Genomic DNA, 14,967 nt, shown 5'->3' on the forward strand with positions numbered 1-14,967 from the left:
CTAGCAGACATAGGACACCCACTGGCCTGGTGCCCGCTCCATCACCCCCATTGGAACCCGATAGATGGACTCCAGGGTTGGTTCGTTCATGATCTCGTCCGGCGTCCCGTCGGCGTTGATCTCGCCGCCCCTGAGCGCCACCAGCCGATCGCAGAAGCGGGCGGCCAGGTCCACGTCGTGCAGCACCATCACCACCGTTAACGCCCGCTGTTCCGCCAGCCGGTGAATCAGCCGCAGGGTTTCCACCTGATGGAGCACGTCCAGGGCCGAGATGGGTTCGTCCAGCAGCAGGCAGCGGGTCTGTTGGGCCAGCAACATCGCAATCCAGGCCCGTTGGCGTTCACCACCGGACAGGGTGTCGACGCAGCGGTGGCGGAAGGTTTCCAGCCCGGTGTCGGCAATGGCCTGGTCGATGATGCGGTGATCTTCGTCCCGGTAACGGCCCAGGGGGCCTTTCCAGGGGTAGCGCCCCAGCGCCACCAGTTCGCGAACCGTCAGGCCGTCGGTGGCCGGGGGATACTGGGGCAGGTAGCCCACCAGCTTGGCGAAATCCCGTTGCCCCAGCGACTGGAAATCGTCGCCATTGACCGTGAGCTGCCCGCGGGAGGGCTCCAACTGGCGGGCCAGCACCTTCAGCAGGGTGGACTTGCCGGAGCCGTTGTGGCCCAGCAGGCCCGTTACCTGGCCATCATGGAAGTCGAGGCTGAGGTCACGGAGAATGGGCGTTGAGCCAATATCGACGCCGAGTTCGCGAATCTGGAAAAAATGTGACATGGGCAATCCCACCGAAACGGGCTAAATGGAATGCCAGGGAGCCGCTGAGACGTTCTGGGAACCAGGGGTGGGCCAGAGTTGTAGCGATGCTCGCCTAACAAGGTGAGGAGGTTAATAAAAATGCGAACAATTATCAATAACGCCGTCGTGACGGCGAGGATTGGGCGGCTTCGGGAAAACCCTTAAGATAGCCGGATCTTCACTGGAACCCCCGGATGGCCACCGTGACTCCTCCCCACAATCCGTTGACATTGTTGTACCAGGACGATGCCCTGCTGGTGGTGCACAAGCCCGCGGGTCTGCTGGTGCATCGCAGCCCGATTGATCGCCACGAGACTGAGTTTGCCCTGCAGTTCGCACGGGCCCTGAACCGGGGGCGGCATGTGTACCCGGTTCACCGTCTGGACCGACCCACCTCGGGGGTGCTGGTATTTGCCCGTCATCCCGAAATCGCCCGTGTCCTGGGGCAGCAGATGATGGCCGGAGCGGTGGACAAGACCTACCTGGCGGTGGTGAGGGGCTGGCCCCAGGCCTGTGGGGAAATTGACCATCCCCTGAAGGACGAGCCTGAGGACCGGCGTCTCAAAGACCACGAGCAAACCGTGCGGGAGGCCCGGACGCTGTACCGTACCCTGGCCACCACTGAGCTGCCGGTGGCCATCGAGACCTACCCCACCAGCCGTTATGCGCTGGTGGAGCTATCCCCGAAAACCGGACGCAAGCATCAGCTGCGTCGGCACCTGAAACACATCAGCCACCCCATCATCGGCGATGCCAACCACGGCCGTGGCCGTCATAACCGCTATTTCGCACAGCGCTATGGGCAGGGCCGTCTGTTATTGGCTGCGGTAAGAATAGCCTTCCGTCACCCAGTGGATGGTCAATGGTTCAGCATTGAAGCCGCGCCGGAGGCCAGTTTCCAACAGGTGCTGGACATCTTTCCCGGCGGCAGGGCGGCGCTGGTGTCGAGCTGACTAATCGCGGTAGGGCGCGATGGGAACACGGGCGTTGAAGATAAACCGTTCCAGCAACGTCGCAAACGGCACTGGCCGGCTGTAACGATACCCTTGCAGGAACTGGCATCCCTGGGCCTGGAGCCACTGCTCGTGGGCCTCGGTTTCCACCCCCTCTGCCACGACGGACAGTCCCAACCCCTTGGCCAGCCCGATGATGGACAGGGTAATGGCGCAGTCGTCCTCGTCGTTCGGAAGGTCCATGATGAAGGAGCGGTCGATCTTGATCTTGGAGAACGGCAGGGCTTTGAGGCGGGACAGCGACGAGTAGCCGGTGCCGAAGTCGTCAATGGCCAGCTCCGAACCGGCTTTGACCAGTCTTTTCAGTATGGTGCGCAAGGCATTGGAGTCCCCCTGGATGGCGTCTTCGGTGACCTCGAAGTGCAGCGTGCTGGGGCATACCCCGAAGTCCTTACAGACGGCGTTGATGTCGTCGGGCAGCTCCGGCTTCAGCACCTGTTCCGCCGCCAGGTTGACGGTGATCACCGGCATCTGGACGTGCCGTGACCGGGCCTGCTGCAGGTGCAGGCAGACCCGTCGCAGCACGCAGCGTCCCAGCTCGTACATCAGACCGGCCCCGCGCGCCACCTCCAGAAATTCCATCGGTGACAGCAAGCCCCGTTCGGGGTGCTCCCACCGCACCAGCGCCTCCGCACTGACCATGGCGCTGGCGTCGCCGTTGTAGATCGGCTGGTAGTAAACGTTCAGGGTGTCGTTGTGTATGGCCTGCCGGAGCTCCCGTTCCAGGGCGAAGCGTGAGCGGGCGGTGGCCTGGATTGAGGTGTCGAAGCGACAGGCTTGGCTTTGGCCCTGCTGCTTGGCACAGTACATGGCCGCTTCGGCGCTTCGTAGCAGGGACTCGGCATCGTCACCGTCGGTCGGGTACTCGCAGATGCCCAGGCTGGCACTGAGGGTCAGTTGCTGGCCATGGACCTTGAGGGGCCGCTGGATTTCCCGCCGAATGCGATCGGATATCCTGTCCACCGCCTCTGACTGGGCCGCGCTATCGAGGATCAGGGCGAACTCGTCGCCACCTATGCGGGCCAGCAGGTCCTTGCCCGGCAGCTTCAGCTCGCTCAGACGTCGCCCGGTTTCGGCAATGACCGCATCACCCACTTGGGGCCCCAGGCCGTCGTTGATGGCCTTCAGCCGGTCCAGGTCTACCCACACCAGCAGGAAGGCGCTGTGATTCAGGTGCCGGGCCTTGCTGACCAGGTAGCCCATACGGTCACGGAGGCTGTTCAGGTTGGCCAGGCCGGTAAGGCTGTCAAAATGGGTGATGTAGTCGAGCTTGCGCTTGGAGTCGAGCCACGCCTCGTGGGTATTGATCAGGCTGATGGTATCCGCGACCGCCACCACGAAGGACAGCTCGGGCAGGGTCCAGTTGTGCGGTCGCAGGCTTTCCAGACAAATCACGCCGCTGGGCCGTGCCCCGTCGAAGATGGGGGCATCCAGCATGGAATGGATGCCCAGGGGGATCAGGTAGTTGTCCCGGAAGGACAGGGTGGCCGGGTCTTCCCGGGCGTTGGAGGCGTCGATCAGCCTGGCCTTGCCGAGCAGTTCGAAATAACGGGGGTGATCGTTCCGATACAGGATTAGCGGTTCGGTCGGATCATACTCGGCGGCGCCGGCCTTCCGCAGACTCTCGTCGAACAGGTACTCGCAGGTTATCCGATCGTGACCATGACTCAACAGCCAGACACTCACCCGCTCGATCCCCAGCGCTTCGGCGCACAGTTCGGCCAATGCGGCCAGTTTCCGGTCACGGCGCTCATTGATGAAGTCAGTGCTGTGACTGAGCATCATCAGCTTTTCATGAAAGCTGGTAAAGATTCGGCTGTCTGACATGTTGGGTGGTTGCCGCTCCGGGTTAACAGGTTGCTGGTAATACGGACCGACCTGGTTTGTTTAAGGAGCCTTTGCATATCTCCGGGTCAGCTCTTGAAGCCCCGAAGGGCACGCCCTGAAAGCCACTTCTGCTGGCTTGCGGCTCTTGCCAGGGGCAATCCACGCGTAGCCCAGGCTTACTGGTGGTGAGCCGCATCGGTGGTGAATCACCTGCAGCGACAGCCTTCAGAACACACAGCGGCGAAGCGAAAATATGCAAAGGCTCCTTAATAATGGCAACAGGTTTTGGGCCTGTCCAATTGACCGGGGAGTAACCGGGCAATGTGGTTTGTCACCGAATTGCTCTGTAGTGTTTTGTTATATATTTGAATCTTTTTACTTTATGGGCAGCAGTTCAGGCCAGGTTGTCGCATACTGTGATTACCACCCGGTGGCTGAATTGTGAGGCGGGCCGCTCTGCAATGATCGTTACGCAGGTTCGGGGGTCAATACAATAATAAGCGTCAGAGGTGCTCTCACGGTGGCTGCAATCAGGCCAGTACTTTGTCTTATCCTGAGTCTTCTGGGGGGCTTGCATGCCCAGGCTTCGCCCGTGACCTGGCAACCCCACAGCCAGCGGATGGACGTTGTGAAATCGGTGGATTATCTGGTGGAGCCGGCCGGCGGTCTGACGCTGGCACAGGTTCGGGCACTCTCCGATGATCAGTGGCAGAAGAACGGTTCCGACCACCTCAGTTTTGGTTATGGCGACCAGGCCTACTGGTTTCGGGTTGCTGTCCAATACGGGGGGAACCTGGAGGCGTCTGCCTATCTGGAAATTGCCTACCCGGTTCTCGACCAGGTGGATGTGTATCTTGTCAATGGCGGGGAACTGCGCAAGTCCTGGCGGCTGGGGGACAAGCAGCCTTTCTATGAACGCCCGGTTCTGCACCGTAATTTCCTGGTGCCGCTGTTGTTGCCGCCAAACCAGGTGCAGACGCTCTTTCTCCGGGTGGAAACCACAAGTTCCATGCAGGTTCCGTTGACCCTGTGGCGGCAGGAGGCCTTCCACGCCTCGGACCAGGCCGGCAACCTGTTTGAAGGCCTGTATTTTGGCATCGTGCTGGTGATGATTCTCTACAACCTGTTCGTCTTCATGGCCGTCGGGGAGCGGAGTTTCCTGTATTACGTGGGCTACATCACGGCCATGCCCCTGTTCATTGCCAGCCTCAGCGGGTTGGCGTTCCAGTACCTCTGGCCGAATGCGACTCGCTGGAATGATCAGGCCATCATCGTTTTCCTGAACCTGGTGGTGGTGTTTGGCGGCGCCTTCACCTTGCGCTTCCTGAGCGTCAATCCGCAGAGCCATTACTGGCTGTGCCGGATAACCCAGGCGGGCATAGCGGTTGCCGGGCTGTTTGCCATGGCGGGTTGGATCACGCCTTACCGTCTGTTGATCTTACCCACCATCACCCTGGCCACCCTGGGCTGTGGCATGATGCTGTTGATGAGTGTGATCAGGCTGATGCGCCGGGATCCGGCCGCGCGCTATTACACCGTGGCGTGGGTCTTCATGCTGTTTGGCGGCATTGTCCTGGCGCTGAGCAAGTTCACGGTGCTGCCCCGTCACTTCCTGACCGAGAACGCCACGCAGATCGGGTCCGCCTTGGGGGTGATCCTGCTGTCCGTTGCCCTGGCGGATCGGCTCAACCGGGAGAAAAAGACCGCCTTTCAGGCTCAGCAACGCCTGTTGATGGAAGAACGTAAGGCCAGGCGGGCACAGGAGAAATCCCTCCGGATTCAACGTGAAGCTAACAGTCTGCTGGAAGATCGGGTGCAAGAGCGGACCCGGGATCTGGAGAAACTGAATGCAAGGCTGATGGAAATGAGCGCCACCGACAGCCTGACTGGCCTGAAGAACCGGGCCTTCTTCGACAGGGCTTTCCAGTCGGCCTGCGTACGAGCCTATCGTTTTGACCAGCCGTTGTCGCTGCTGGTGATCGATATCGATCATTTCAAGCGGTTCAACGACACCTATGGTCACCTGGTGGGGGACGATTGTCTGCAGATGGTGGCAAAGAAAATCCGCGACCACGTCACCCGTCCCCAGGACCTGGCTGCCCGTTACGGTGGCGAGGAATTTGTGGTGCTGTTGCCGGAGACGCCTGAAGAGGGAGCGGAACGGGTGGCCGAGCGCATTCGTGAGGATATCGAGCGGGTCGCCTTCCGGGTCTCGGAGGCGTCAATTCAGCTTACGGTCAGTGTTGGGGTATCCACCCTGACGCCTCGCCAGCCAGACCAGACCAAGGCGCTGTTCGAGTCGGCCGACAGTGCCCTGTACCAGGCCAAGGAGCAAGGGCGTAACCGGGTGGTGGTCAACCACCCGGTTAATTCCCTGGAGGAGGGGAGCCAGCATTCCTGAGCCGTGACGGCTGCTACCGGGCCAAGCTGGCGAAGGGGGCAGCCTCCTCGAGGGCAAAGGCGAGTTCCAACAGGGTTCGATCCTGGCCGTAGGGGGCCATCAACTGCACCGCCACCGGCAAGCCTTCATTTGTCATTGCCATGGGCAGGGCGATGGCGGGTGCCCCGGTGGCATTGGCCAGGGGCGTAAAACCGACGTAGTACGTCAGGCGTTCAAACAGGGTATCGAAAGGCGCCAAAGGGCTTAGGTGACCGAGACGGGGTGTGGTATGACCCACCACCGGCATCAGGACCGCGTCGTAGCCGGAGATGCCCCGGGCGAACGTCTGGCTGGACCGGCGCAGGCGCCAGAGGGCGCCGGGTAACCGAAACGCCTGCTGGCGGAACATGCGGCTCAGCCCCGCGGTCAGTCCGTCCACTTGCTGCCGGTCGAAATCGCCATCGAACAGCCAGGGACCGGACCCTTGCACCAATGCGGCCAGCATCCCCCAGTACAGGGCAAAGTCTTCGGCGAATTGCGCGCCAATGGGGACGGGGATGGGGGTAACCTCGTGCCCAAGCGATTGCAGCAGTTTGCCGGTTGCCTCCACCGCTGCCCGGGTCTCGGTATCGGTACGGTATCCGTTCACCGAATCCGTGACCAGGCCAATGCGTAAGGGCGTTTGACCCGGTCCAGTGACCCGGCCCAAGAGCGGCAGTTTGCGGTTATGGTAGTAGGCTTCCGCTTCGGCATAGAAGTTTGCGGTGTCCCGAACCGTGCGGGTAACCACCCCTTCACTGACAATGTTCACCGGCAGGGCCCGTGCCGCCGGGTTGTCCACCAGACGTCCCCGGCTGGGTTTCAGACCTACCAGTCCGCAGCAGGCTGCCGGTATCCGGATGGAGCCACCGCCGTCATTGGCGTGGGCAATGGGCACCACGCCGGCGGCCACCAGGGCCGCCGAACCACCGGACGAGGCACCGGCGGAATAGTCTGGATTCCAGGGATTGCGGGTGGGTTCGCCATGGGCAGGCTCGGTACTGGCGTTGAAACCGAACTCTGGCAGCGCGCTCTTGCCGAGGCAGACAAACCCCTGCGCCAGGTACTGGCGGCTAAACGGGCTGTCCCGGCGGCAGGTTGCGGGTGTAAAGGCTGCGGTACCGTGTCCGGTGGGATAACCCCGCACATCGGTGTTGTCCTTGAGGTACGTGGGGACGCCGGCGAAGCTGCCGGAATTCGCCGTGCGCTGGACCGGGGGAGGCACCTCCTGGCCGGTTCGAACCGCGCCATTGAGCAAGGGAGCTACCCGGGACTCCCGCGCCAGAGCGGCCGCCTGCACCTCCTCGATGCTCAGCTTGCCGGCCCGTATCAACTGGGCCAGGGCGGTGGCATCGTGGCTGGCGAGGGCGTCGTCACCAAAGGCGTGGATCGATTCGGGGCGCTGCTGAGCGGTCATGATGGTTGGGGTATCCTGGGGGCCATTCATTGAGTGGCTTTGCGGGCATTGGTTACGATGTCGTAGGCATGGCTGATCTCGCGGGTCTTTTCCTCCGCCATCTCACGCATGCTCTCAGGTAGGCCCCGACCCGCCAGCTTGTCCGGGTGGTTCTCGCTCATCAGCTTGCGGTAGGCTCGTTTTACCTCCTGGTCACTGGCGTCGGCTGACACCCCCAGCACCTTATAGGCATCGTCCAGCTGTTGGCTGGAGCTGGTGCCGGCGGTATCGGCATGAGCGCCGCGCAGCATGGCTTCCAATTGGTCCACCTGGGATTCCGGCAGGCCCAGCTTGCGGGCAATCCGCACCAGCATGGCGTGCTCTTCCGGGTGCACCTGACCGTCGGCGGCCACTGCGGAGACTTGCAGTTGCAGGAACAGTTGCAGCAGCATGGGCTGGCCCCGGCTGGCGCGCAGGAAACGGTCGAGTTCGGCGTCCAGGTCAAACTCTGGTGCCTTACCCCGGTTGAAGGCGGCCTTGGCAACTTCTCGCTGCTGTTGTGACAGCCGAAAGCGATTGAAAAACTGCTCGGCCACCTGGATTTCGTCCCGCGTGACCACGCCATCGGCCTTGCACAGGGCGCCCATGACCGCAAACATCGGTTCGATGAAGGCGGACTGGAGGTCGGCCAGGCGGGACCGCACACGGCCCTTGAGATATTGGGCGAGCAGTACGCCGGCGACGGCGCCAATCAAAAAGCCGGGAAATCGGCCGAACTGGTAGCCAATCAGGCCGCCAATGATGATCGGAAACAACATGTTGCTATCCTTACCTTGTTCGTATGCGGCAGAGTATACGGTTTTTGGGCAGGGAAACAGGTCAGAACAGGGGAGTTCGCTATGAATTGCTGTGGATACGGGGCCAAAGTCGTAGCCGTATTGCTGGTGTGGGGAAGTGCCGTATTGGTCCATGCCGGCGTCTACAAGTGGACCGATGCCGATGGCCGGGTGCACTTTGGCGATCGGCCGCCCGCGTCGGCGGAGGCGGAACCCATTGCCGTTGTACCTCCGGCTTCATTGGGATCCGACGATAGCGCCCGCAACCCAGGCCAGAGTGACCGGATCCGTTCATTTGCTGACAGACTGGAACAGGAGCGGTTGGTCCGCGAACAGAACCGGGCCGAACAGCACCGTATTGAGACAAAGGCGCAGGAGAGCTGTCAGCGACTGGCAGCCCGCTTGCACCACATGGACTCCATCTCCGTCTTTTACCGGCTGGACGAACGGGGCGAACGGGTGTTCCTCAGCGATGCCGAAGGCGACGCCTACCGTGTGCGTATGCGCCAGCGCTACAACGATCAGTGTGGCGCCTGAGCCAGCTGGGCCAGCAGAGCCTCTTCGTCCACAGTGTCGATCTGGGCGGTGCTGAGATAAGTCTCGGCATAGCGCCGATACACCCGGGAGCGGATGAACAACCGGAACACTTCGGCATCGATGTGTCCGTCGTTCACCATTCGCGTCATGATGCCCAGGGCCTCGGTCAGGGGCTTGCCTTCCTTGTAGGGGCGATCGCGGGCGGTGAGGGCCTCGAAGATGTCGGCAATCGCCATTACCTTCTCCGGAATGCCCAGCTCGGCTTCGCCCAGCCGGCAGGGATAGCCCTCACCGTCCATGCGTTCGTGGTGGGTGCCCGCCAGGTGGGGAACCCGGGAGAGCTTGTCCGGCAACGGCAGGGCGTCGAGCATGACAATGGTCTGGACGATGTGTTCATTGATCTTGAACCGTTCCTCGGGGGTCAGGGTGCCCCGTTCGATGGAGAGGTTGTAGAGTTCGCCGCGATTGAAGGCATGTTCCGGCAGCGCCATATCAAAGCCCCAGCGGTTGCGCGGATCGTCCCGGGTAACCGGGGGGATGCGATCGCCCCAGGGTTCCAGGTGACCGGGTTTGTCGGCCAGCAGTGATTCCTTGGCCGGCAGCGGGGGGGCGGGCTGACCGGCCAGTCGTTCGAGTTCGTCTCGGCTCAACCCAATGCGGTCACTGAAGTGCCGCAGCCAGGTGCGTTGGCCGATGGTGTGGACCCGGTCGATGTCGGCCTGCGACATGAACTCGCCGCCGATGTTGGCCCTGGCCACCAACGCGAACTCCTCCTGCAACGCTGCCTGGGTGTCGTCACGGCGCCGTTGGGCGTCCGTTGGCTCCGCGCCTGCCTGCAGATCGCGCAGGTATTGGATTTCTGCATCCCGGTGCAGGACCTCGAACCGGGTCCGGACTTCGTGAATGCGGTTGTAGATGGTCTCCAGCTTGGTGGCCTTGTCCACCACATACTCCGGGCTGGTGATCTTGCCGCAGTCATGGAGCCAGGCCGCCAGGTGGAATTCGTAGGCTTCGTCGTCGTTGAGGTGAAAGTGGCGGAATGGCTCCTGCTGGCTGCGGGCCGCTTCGTCCACCAGCATCTTGGCCAGTTCCGGCACCCGGTTGCAGTGGCCGCTGGTGTAAGGCGACTTGGTGTCGATGGCATTGGCCACCAGGCGAATGATGCCGTCCAGCAGCGCCTGCTGGCTCTCGATCAGCTCCCGGGTTTCGATGGCCACCGCTGCTGAGCCGGCAATCTCATTGACGAACACAATCAGGTCGTCACTGAGGTGCGTCTGCTCACCCACCTCCATTTCTATCACCAGGGCCCCCACCAGATCCTGCCGGCGATTGCGCAGGATGGCGAAAATCGGATGGCCGGTGATTTCGCGACGCAGTTGGCGAAGGACGTCGTTATCGTCGGCATCCGGACCAATGTTTTCAATGTGTTCCGACAGCTGCAGCCTTTCGTTCACCGCCAGGTTCAGCCGTTGCTGGGTTCGGCTGTACAGGTAGATCGCCCCACGTCGCTGGCCGACGATGTGGACGATCTGCTCCAGCACGTCCTGCAGCAGTTCATCCAGGTTCTTGCCCCGATTCAGGGTGAGGGAGATGTTCTGGAAACTGCGGATGGTCTTGGCCATGTCGTCCAGGGCGGTGCTCAGCCGGTGGGCCTCGCGAATGTGGGAGTCGACTCGCACCGAGGTGTCGAAACGGAAACGGGACAGGGCGCTTACCCGGTTGGTCAGGTTTTCCAGTGGCTTGCCCACCCGGTTGCCCAGGAACCAGCCGAGGATCAGCAACAGCAGGGCAATGGCGGCTGCAATCTTGGTCTGCCGTGACAGCGAGGCCCAGACATCCGCAAGCAGTTCATCCGCCGGGATCGCCAGCACAATCCTCAGTTCGTTGGCGCTGAGCGAGTCCAACGCCACGCTCAGGCCGTAGTACTCCTCGCCCTGACTGTCGAAAGGGACCATGCCCGCTTCCGGAGTCAACTGGGCGAGGCGGCCCAGCGTCGGGTCTGGCAACTGGTCCAGGGTCACCAGCTCCTGCTGTTCGGGATTGTCGCCCAGCAGATCGTCCGGGTTGGATAGGGCAATCACCGAATCCTGACTGTCCACGATGGCAATCTGGGTGCTTGGGGTCAGTCGCAATTGCTGCAACTGGCGGCTGAGGTCCGTGACCGTGACGTCGATGCCCATCACTCCGCCATTGGCGTGGAAGGGGCGGGACAGGGTGAGCCCCACCTCCCGGGTGGTGAAAAAAATGTAGGGGGAGGTCAGGGCGGTGTCGGCCAGGTCGGTGGCTGATCGGTACCAGGGCCGGGTGCGGGGATCGAATCGGTAGCCGGGCCGCACGGTGCGGCTCAGCAGGTTGAGCGCGGCATCGTAGAAGTGCCATTCGCCGACCATCTCACCCTTAGCGGTGCGGGTCACCGTTTGCAGCAGGTACTTGGCCGCCAGGGGCGCATCGGGAAACTGCTGGCGACCGGAACTCTCCACCTTGCGGAGCAGGAAGAATTCGCCGTTGTCGTAGCCTGCATAGACCGCACTGACAATATCGCTTTGGCTTAGAATGCTGGCGACCACCGGCAGGCGCCGCAGGCGCGGCTCCAGGGTGCCGGCTTCCCGCAATGGGTCCTGGCTGAGCAGGGTCAGGGCCAGGGACGGGGGATTGGTAATGGCACGGATGCGGTCGTTAACATTCACTGATAGCTGCGTGGCCGAGTCCCGGGCGGCGGCCAGTTTGGCGGATTCCAGCCCGCGATAGCTCTGCCCCACCAGCACCAGGGTGAGCAACAGCATGCCCACGGTAATGGTGGTGGCAATCAGCAGGGCGAGGGAAATCTGGGCAGACTGGCGGTAGCGGGAGACCAAGTCGAATTCCTTATGTCATGTATGCGGGCGAGCAACTGGCAGGGTTCGGTCGCGATCATGGCCGAAACCCAAGGCCTCGCTCTACAATAGTTCTAACTGTAGAAGACACTGGGAGTTTCCGCATACAGCGGGGTCGCCCAAGGAAGTTACTCCCCTGGGGCCAAGACAGGAGGGCGAGGTGAAACAACACGATTTGCTGACGCCGGATCTTTTTGACCAGAACTCGGCGGTTGCGGCGGTGCTGGCGTTGGCCGATGGGGCGGTGGTGTTGCGCCGTTTCGCTCTAGGCCGGGCAGAGGCGTTGGTGCGTCATATCGAGACGGTGCAGAGCCAGGCGGCCTTTCGCCAGATGAAGACTCCCGGTGGGTACACCATGTCTGCGGCCATGACCAACTGCGGTCGCCTGGGCTGGGTCACCGACCGCACCGGTTATCGCTATCAGTCCACCGACCCGCAATCCGGAGAACCCTGGCCAGCGATGCCCGCGCTGTTCAGCCGGCTGGCCGGTGATGCCGCCTGTGCAGCGGGGTTCGACGAATTTGCCCCCGACGCCTGCCTGATCAACCGTTACCGCCCGGGCGCACGTATGTCGCTGCACCAGGACAAGAACGAACGGGATTTTGGCCAACCTATCGTCTCTGTTTCCCTGGGGCTACCCGTGGTGTTCCAGTTTGGCGGCCTGCGGCGTAACGACCGGCCCCAGCGGGTGCTGCTGGAACACGGCGATGTGGTGGTCTGGGGTGGGCCGTCGCGGCTGCGCTATCACGGCGTGCTGGCGCTGAAGCCGGGCCAGCACCCACTCACCGGCGAGTGCCGGTTCAACCTGACCCTGCGTCGGGCCGATTGAACCGGCAGCGGCCTCAATCGTGGCCGTAGATCACCATGGAGGTGTTGTTGAGTCGCAGGTCATTGATGGTCACCGCGCCAATCGACGGGCCGTTGCCCAGGGTAATGATCGGCATGTCGATGTCAGACTCGAACTGCACGATATCGATGGCCAGGGCGTTGGGCTGGGCCAGGGTGTCCTGGGTGTGTATGTCCAGCTTCAGTTCGGCGCCGATGTCCGGCAGACCCACGTTGCCCCATTCTCCCAGCGACTCGAAGTAACTCATGCCGGTGATTTTCATGTCCTGGATACCAATGCCGAGGAAACCGATTTCGGTATCCAGGTCATCGATGCCGAAGGTGCTTTCCACCAACAGATGGCCGCTGTCGTTGTCCACTTTCATACGCAGGTCCAGCGCCAGGCCGGTCATGTCCAGGTAGTTGAGCAGGCGGGTGCCGTCGCCACCGGTGGATTTTTGCAGCACCCATTCATCGGTACTCAGGCGAAAGTCGACGGCCTGACCGAAGCCCGGCTCGGGCTTGGCGAACAGCACCAGGTCGCCGTCTGAGAGCACGTCGATATTGAGTTGCAGGTGATCGAGACGGTCGCCGGAGTGGGTGGCGGCGCCCCAGTTGGAACCGAAATACTCGGTTTTGTTGGCGCCCCCCAGGCGGATATTGCGAATCGCGAGGCTGCCGTCGTCCTGATAGCGCAGTTCGCCAATACTTAGCCTGGCGCTCATGTCGATGGAAATTCCGGATTGTCCGGTCACGTTGCCCATCAAATCATCCGTCAATGGCTTGAACTGGGCGTGGGCCATCACCGGCAACAGCAGCACAGGTGACAACGCCAGGGGATAGATCCGTTTCTTCAGGCCGTTCATGTGACTTCCCTTTTGTTTTATTCGTTTTTGGGCTCCCCGACTGCTCATTATTTTGAAAACTCATGGATCTGGTTCGCCACGATCTATGCTATTAACTTCCCGTAAGGTAAAAGGCGATCTGGGTCACGCTTTGCCTGTCGGGACTGAAGGCATGTTGCCAAGTTGTGCACAAGTTATCGTTATCTGGGGCTTAGGGAGCTGATCAGAGGCTCTACAGGAGAAGTGGGCGCTTACTGCAACCAGATGGCTAGCAGGCCCGCAAACATGGAAAGCACCATTGGCCCGGCGACCCGTACTCCCAGGGGAGCGCTGCCAATGGACGTGGCCAGCCCGGTTTTCACCAGGTTGTTCACCGCTGCGGCGATGATGATGCCGAGCACGGCGGTATCCGCGCTGATCGAGCCGTGCGACATGCGGGTGAGGGAGAGGGTGATGGCATCCACATCGGCAATGGCAGAGGTGGCCGACAGCACGTAGATGCCGGTATTGCCAAACCAGTCCTTCAGCAGTTCACCGACAAACAGGATGGCGGTCAGCAGTGCGCCGAAGGCCAGCGCCGTTTTCAGGTCAAGCGGGTTCTTGCCCAACAAAGGCCGCTTGACCGCCAGGGCGGCCCGGTTGAAGTGCCAGATCACCAGGGCCGGCAGGTACAGGGCCACCGTCATAGCCACCACCGGCCAGACCAGGGACGGCAGCAGTTGCCGGTTGATCAGCAGGCAGTACACCAGGATGCGGGGAAACATGGTGCCGCAGGCGATCAGGATGCCGGAGGCAAACTGGGGGCTAAGCTCCGGCGCCTGCTGGGACTGGCGGGCGAAGTGCAGGGTGAGCGCGGTGGACGAGCTCAAGCCGGCGAACAGGCTGGTGAACAGGATACCTTTGGCCGGCCCGGCCATGCGGATGGCAAAGTAGCCTACGAAGGACACCGAGGCGATCAGTACCACCAGCCACCAGATCTCGTAGGGATTGAGCAGCCCACCTGGCCCCATATCGGTGTTCGGCAGCAGCGGCAGCATGACCGCGGTGATTAGCAGGAGCTTGAGGCCGGCGTCCAATTCGTGGGCCTCGAGCTTGCGAATCAGGGCGTGGATCTCGGTCTTGTTGTCCAGCAGGATGGCCGTTACCACGGCGGCGGCCACGGCGGGCACCGGGTCCACCGCCACGGCAATGGCGCCGAAACAGAAGGTGAGGATCAGCCCGATGGTACCGGTGATGCTGAAATTCCGGGTTTCCTGCAGACGCTGGTAAAAGGCGATCAGGGTCACGCCCAGCAGGCTGATCAGAATTACCGGAAACGCCCAGGCCGTCACCTCGTTGGCCAACAGGGCGGCAATGCCCCCCAGCAGCCCCACCAGGGCATAGGTGCGAATCCCCGCAATGCGTTCCCCCGACTTGCGCTCCCGGGCCTTCCAGCCTCGCTGCAGGCCGATCAGGGCGCCCAACAACAGGGCGAGGGCCAGATCAAAGGTGGTTTGGTTGTTGGTGAGGAATTGGGTGGTAACTTCGTCCATTCCGGGGTGGTTCCTGCCGTTGGATTCGCGACCCTGTTGTCCTAAGGATAGCGTACCTGCGGCGAGTGG

Annotated in this window: 11 protein-coding genes; 4 read left to right on the forward strand and 7 right to left on the reverse strand. The window is 62.0% G+C overall.

Features of this window, described 5'->3' with window-relative positions:
- On the reverse strand, positions 1 to 774 hold the full coding sequence (locus R3175_RS00765) for an ABC transporter ATP-binding protein (RefSeq protein WP_318941595.1): 774 nt from the start codon (positions 772 to 774) through the stop codon (positions 1 to 3).
- A gap of 215 nt (positions 775 to 989) precedes the next feature.
- On the opposite strand from R3175_RS00765, the gene R3175_RS00770 reads away from it, so the two are divergent.
- Positions 990 to 1,748 carry a pseudouridine synthase gene (locus R3175_RS00770; protein ID WP_318941597.1) on the forward strand — a complete coding sequence of 253 codons (759 nt, stop codon included), beginning with the start codon at positions 990 to 992 and terminating at the stop codon, positions 1,746 to 1,748.
- Here R3175_RS00770 and R3175_RS00775 read toward each other — a convergent pair whose 3' ends face one another.
- Entirely contained in the window at positions 1,749 to 3,635 is a 1,887-nt protein-coding gene (locus R3175_RS00775) for a sensor domain-containing phosphodiesterase (RefSeq protein WP_318941598.1), read from the reverse strand.
- A gap of 592 nt (positions 3,636 to 4,227) precedes the next feature.
- On the opposite strand from R3175_RS00775, the gene R3175_RS00780 reads away from it, so the two are divergent.
- Positions 4,228 to 6,036: a diguanylate cyclase gene (locus R3175_RS00780; protein ID WP_318941600.1), complete on the forward strand. Its 1,809-nt coding sequence runs from the start codon at positions 4,228 to 4,230 to the stop codon at positions 6,034 to 6,036.
- A 13-nt stretch (positions 6,037 to 6,049) separates the two neighbouring features.
- Here the strand turns inward: R3175_RS00780 and R3175_RS00785 are convergent, their stop codons facing one another.
- Both R3175_RS00785 and djlA read right to left on the reverse strand, forming a co-directional pair.
- Positions 6,050 to 7,471, reverse strand: coding sequence for an amidase (locus R3175_RS00785; protein WP_318941601.1), 1,422 nt, complete (start codon positions 7,469 to 7,471; stop codon positions 6,050 to 6,052).
- 26 nt (positions 7,472 to 7,497) lie between these two features.
- Positions 7,498 to 8,268, reverse strand: a complete 771-nt coding sequence (gene djlA / locus R3175_RS00790) for a co-chaperone DjlA (protein ID WP_318941602.1) — start codon at positions 8,266 to 8,268, stop codon at positions 7,498 to 7,500.
- 81 nt (positions 8,269 to 8,349) lie between these two features.
- Between djlA and R3175_RS00795 the strand changes: the two genes are divergently transcribed.
- A complete protein-coding gene (locus R3175_RS00795) occupies positions 8,350 to 8,823 on the forward strand; it encodes a DUF4124 domain-containing protein (protein ID WP_318941604.1) in 474 nt (157 codons plus the stop codon).
- On the opposite strand, the gene R3175_RS00800 is transcribed toward R3175_RS00795, so the two are convergent.
- Positions 8,808 to 11,678, reverse strand: a complete 2,871-nt coding sequence (locus tag R3175_RS00800) for an HD domain-containing phosphohydrolase (protein ID WP_318941605.1) — start codon at positions 11,676 to 11,678, stop codon at positions 8,808 to 8,810. The two genes, R3175_RS00795 and R3175_RS00800, sit on opposite strands and share 16 nt — an antisense overlap.
- 196 nt (positions 11,679 to 11,874) lie before the next feature.
- Between R3175_RS00800 and alkB the strand changes: the two genes are divergently transcribed.
- A complete protein-coding gene (gene alkB, locus R3175_RS00805; RefSeq protein ID WP_318941922.1) occupies positions 11,875 to 12,525 on the forward strand; it encodes a DNA oxidative demethylase AlkB in 651 nt (216 codons plus the stop codon).
- Positions 12,526 to 12,538: 13 nt separating this feature from the next.
- On the opposite strand, the gene R3175_RS00810 is transcribed toward alkB, so the two are convergent.
- Positions 12,539 to 13,387 carry a DUF6160 family protein gene (locus tag R3175_RS00810; RefSeq protein WP_318941607.1) on the reverse strand — a complete coding sequence of 283 codons (849 nt, stop codon included), beginning with the start codon at positions 13,385 to 13,387 and terminating at the stop codon, positions 12,539 to 12,541.
- 230 nt (positions 13,388 to 13,617) lie between these two features.
- Complete coding sequence (locus R3175_RS00815) at positions 13,618 to 14,898, reverse strand: MgtC/SapB family protein (RefSeq protein WP_318941608.1); 1,281 nt, start codon at positions 14,896 to 14,898, stop codon at positions 13,618 to 13,620.
- Positions 14,899 to 14,967 lie beyond the last annotated feature (69 nt).

Origin of the sequence: Marinobacter sp. (assembly GCF_033722735.1) — a bacterium.
GTDB lineage: Bacteria > Pseudomonadota > Gammaproteobacteria > Pseudomonadales > Oleiphilaceae > Marinobacter.

What these genes read in the sequence shown, in the direction of transcription:
- R3175_RS00765 (WP_318941595.1), bottom strand. Translation starts at nt 774, where the DNA reads ATGTCACATTTTTTCCAGATTCGCGAACTCGGCGTCGATATTGGCTCA.
- R3175_RS00770 (WP_318941597.1), top strand. Translation starts at nt 990, where the DNA reads ATGGCCACCGTGACTCCTCCCCACAATCCGTTGACATTGTTGTACCAG.
- R3175_RS00775 (WP_318941598.1), bottom strand. Translation starts at nt 3,635, where the DNA reads ATGTCAGACAGCCGAATCTTTACCAGCTTTCATGAAAAGCTGATGATG.
- R3175_RS00785 (WP_318941601.1), bottom strand. Translation starts at nt 7,471, where the DNA reads ATGACCGCTCAGCAGCGCCCCGAATCGATCCACGCCTTTGGTGACGAC.
- djlA (WP_318941602.1), bottom strand. Translation starts at nt 8,268, where the DNA reads ATGTTGTTTCCGATCATCATTGGCGGCCTGATTGGCTACCAGTTCGGC.
- R3175_RS00795 (WP_318941604.1), top strand. Translation starts at nt 8,350, where the DNA reads ATGAATTGCTGTGGATACGGGGCCAAAGTCGTAGCCGTATTGCTGGTG.
- R3175_RS00810 (WP_318941607.1), bottom strand. Translation starts at nt 13,387, where the DNA reads ATGAACGGCCTGAAGAAACGGATCTATCCCCTGGCGTTGTCACCTGTG.
- R3175_RS00815 (WP_318941608.1), bottom strand. Translation starts at nt 14,898, where the DNA reads ATGGACGAAGTTACCACCCAATTCCTCACCAACAACCAAACCACCTTT.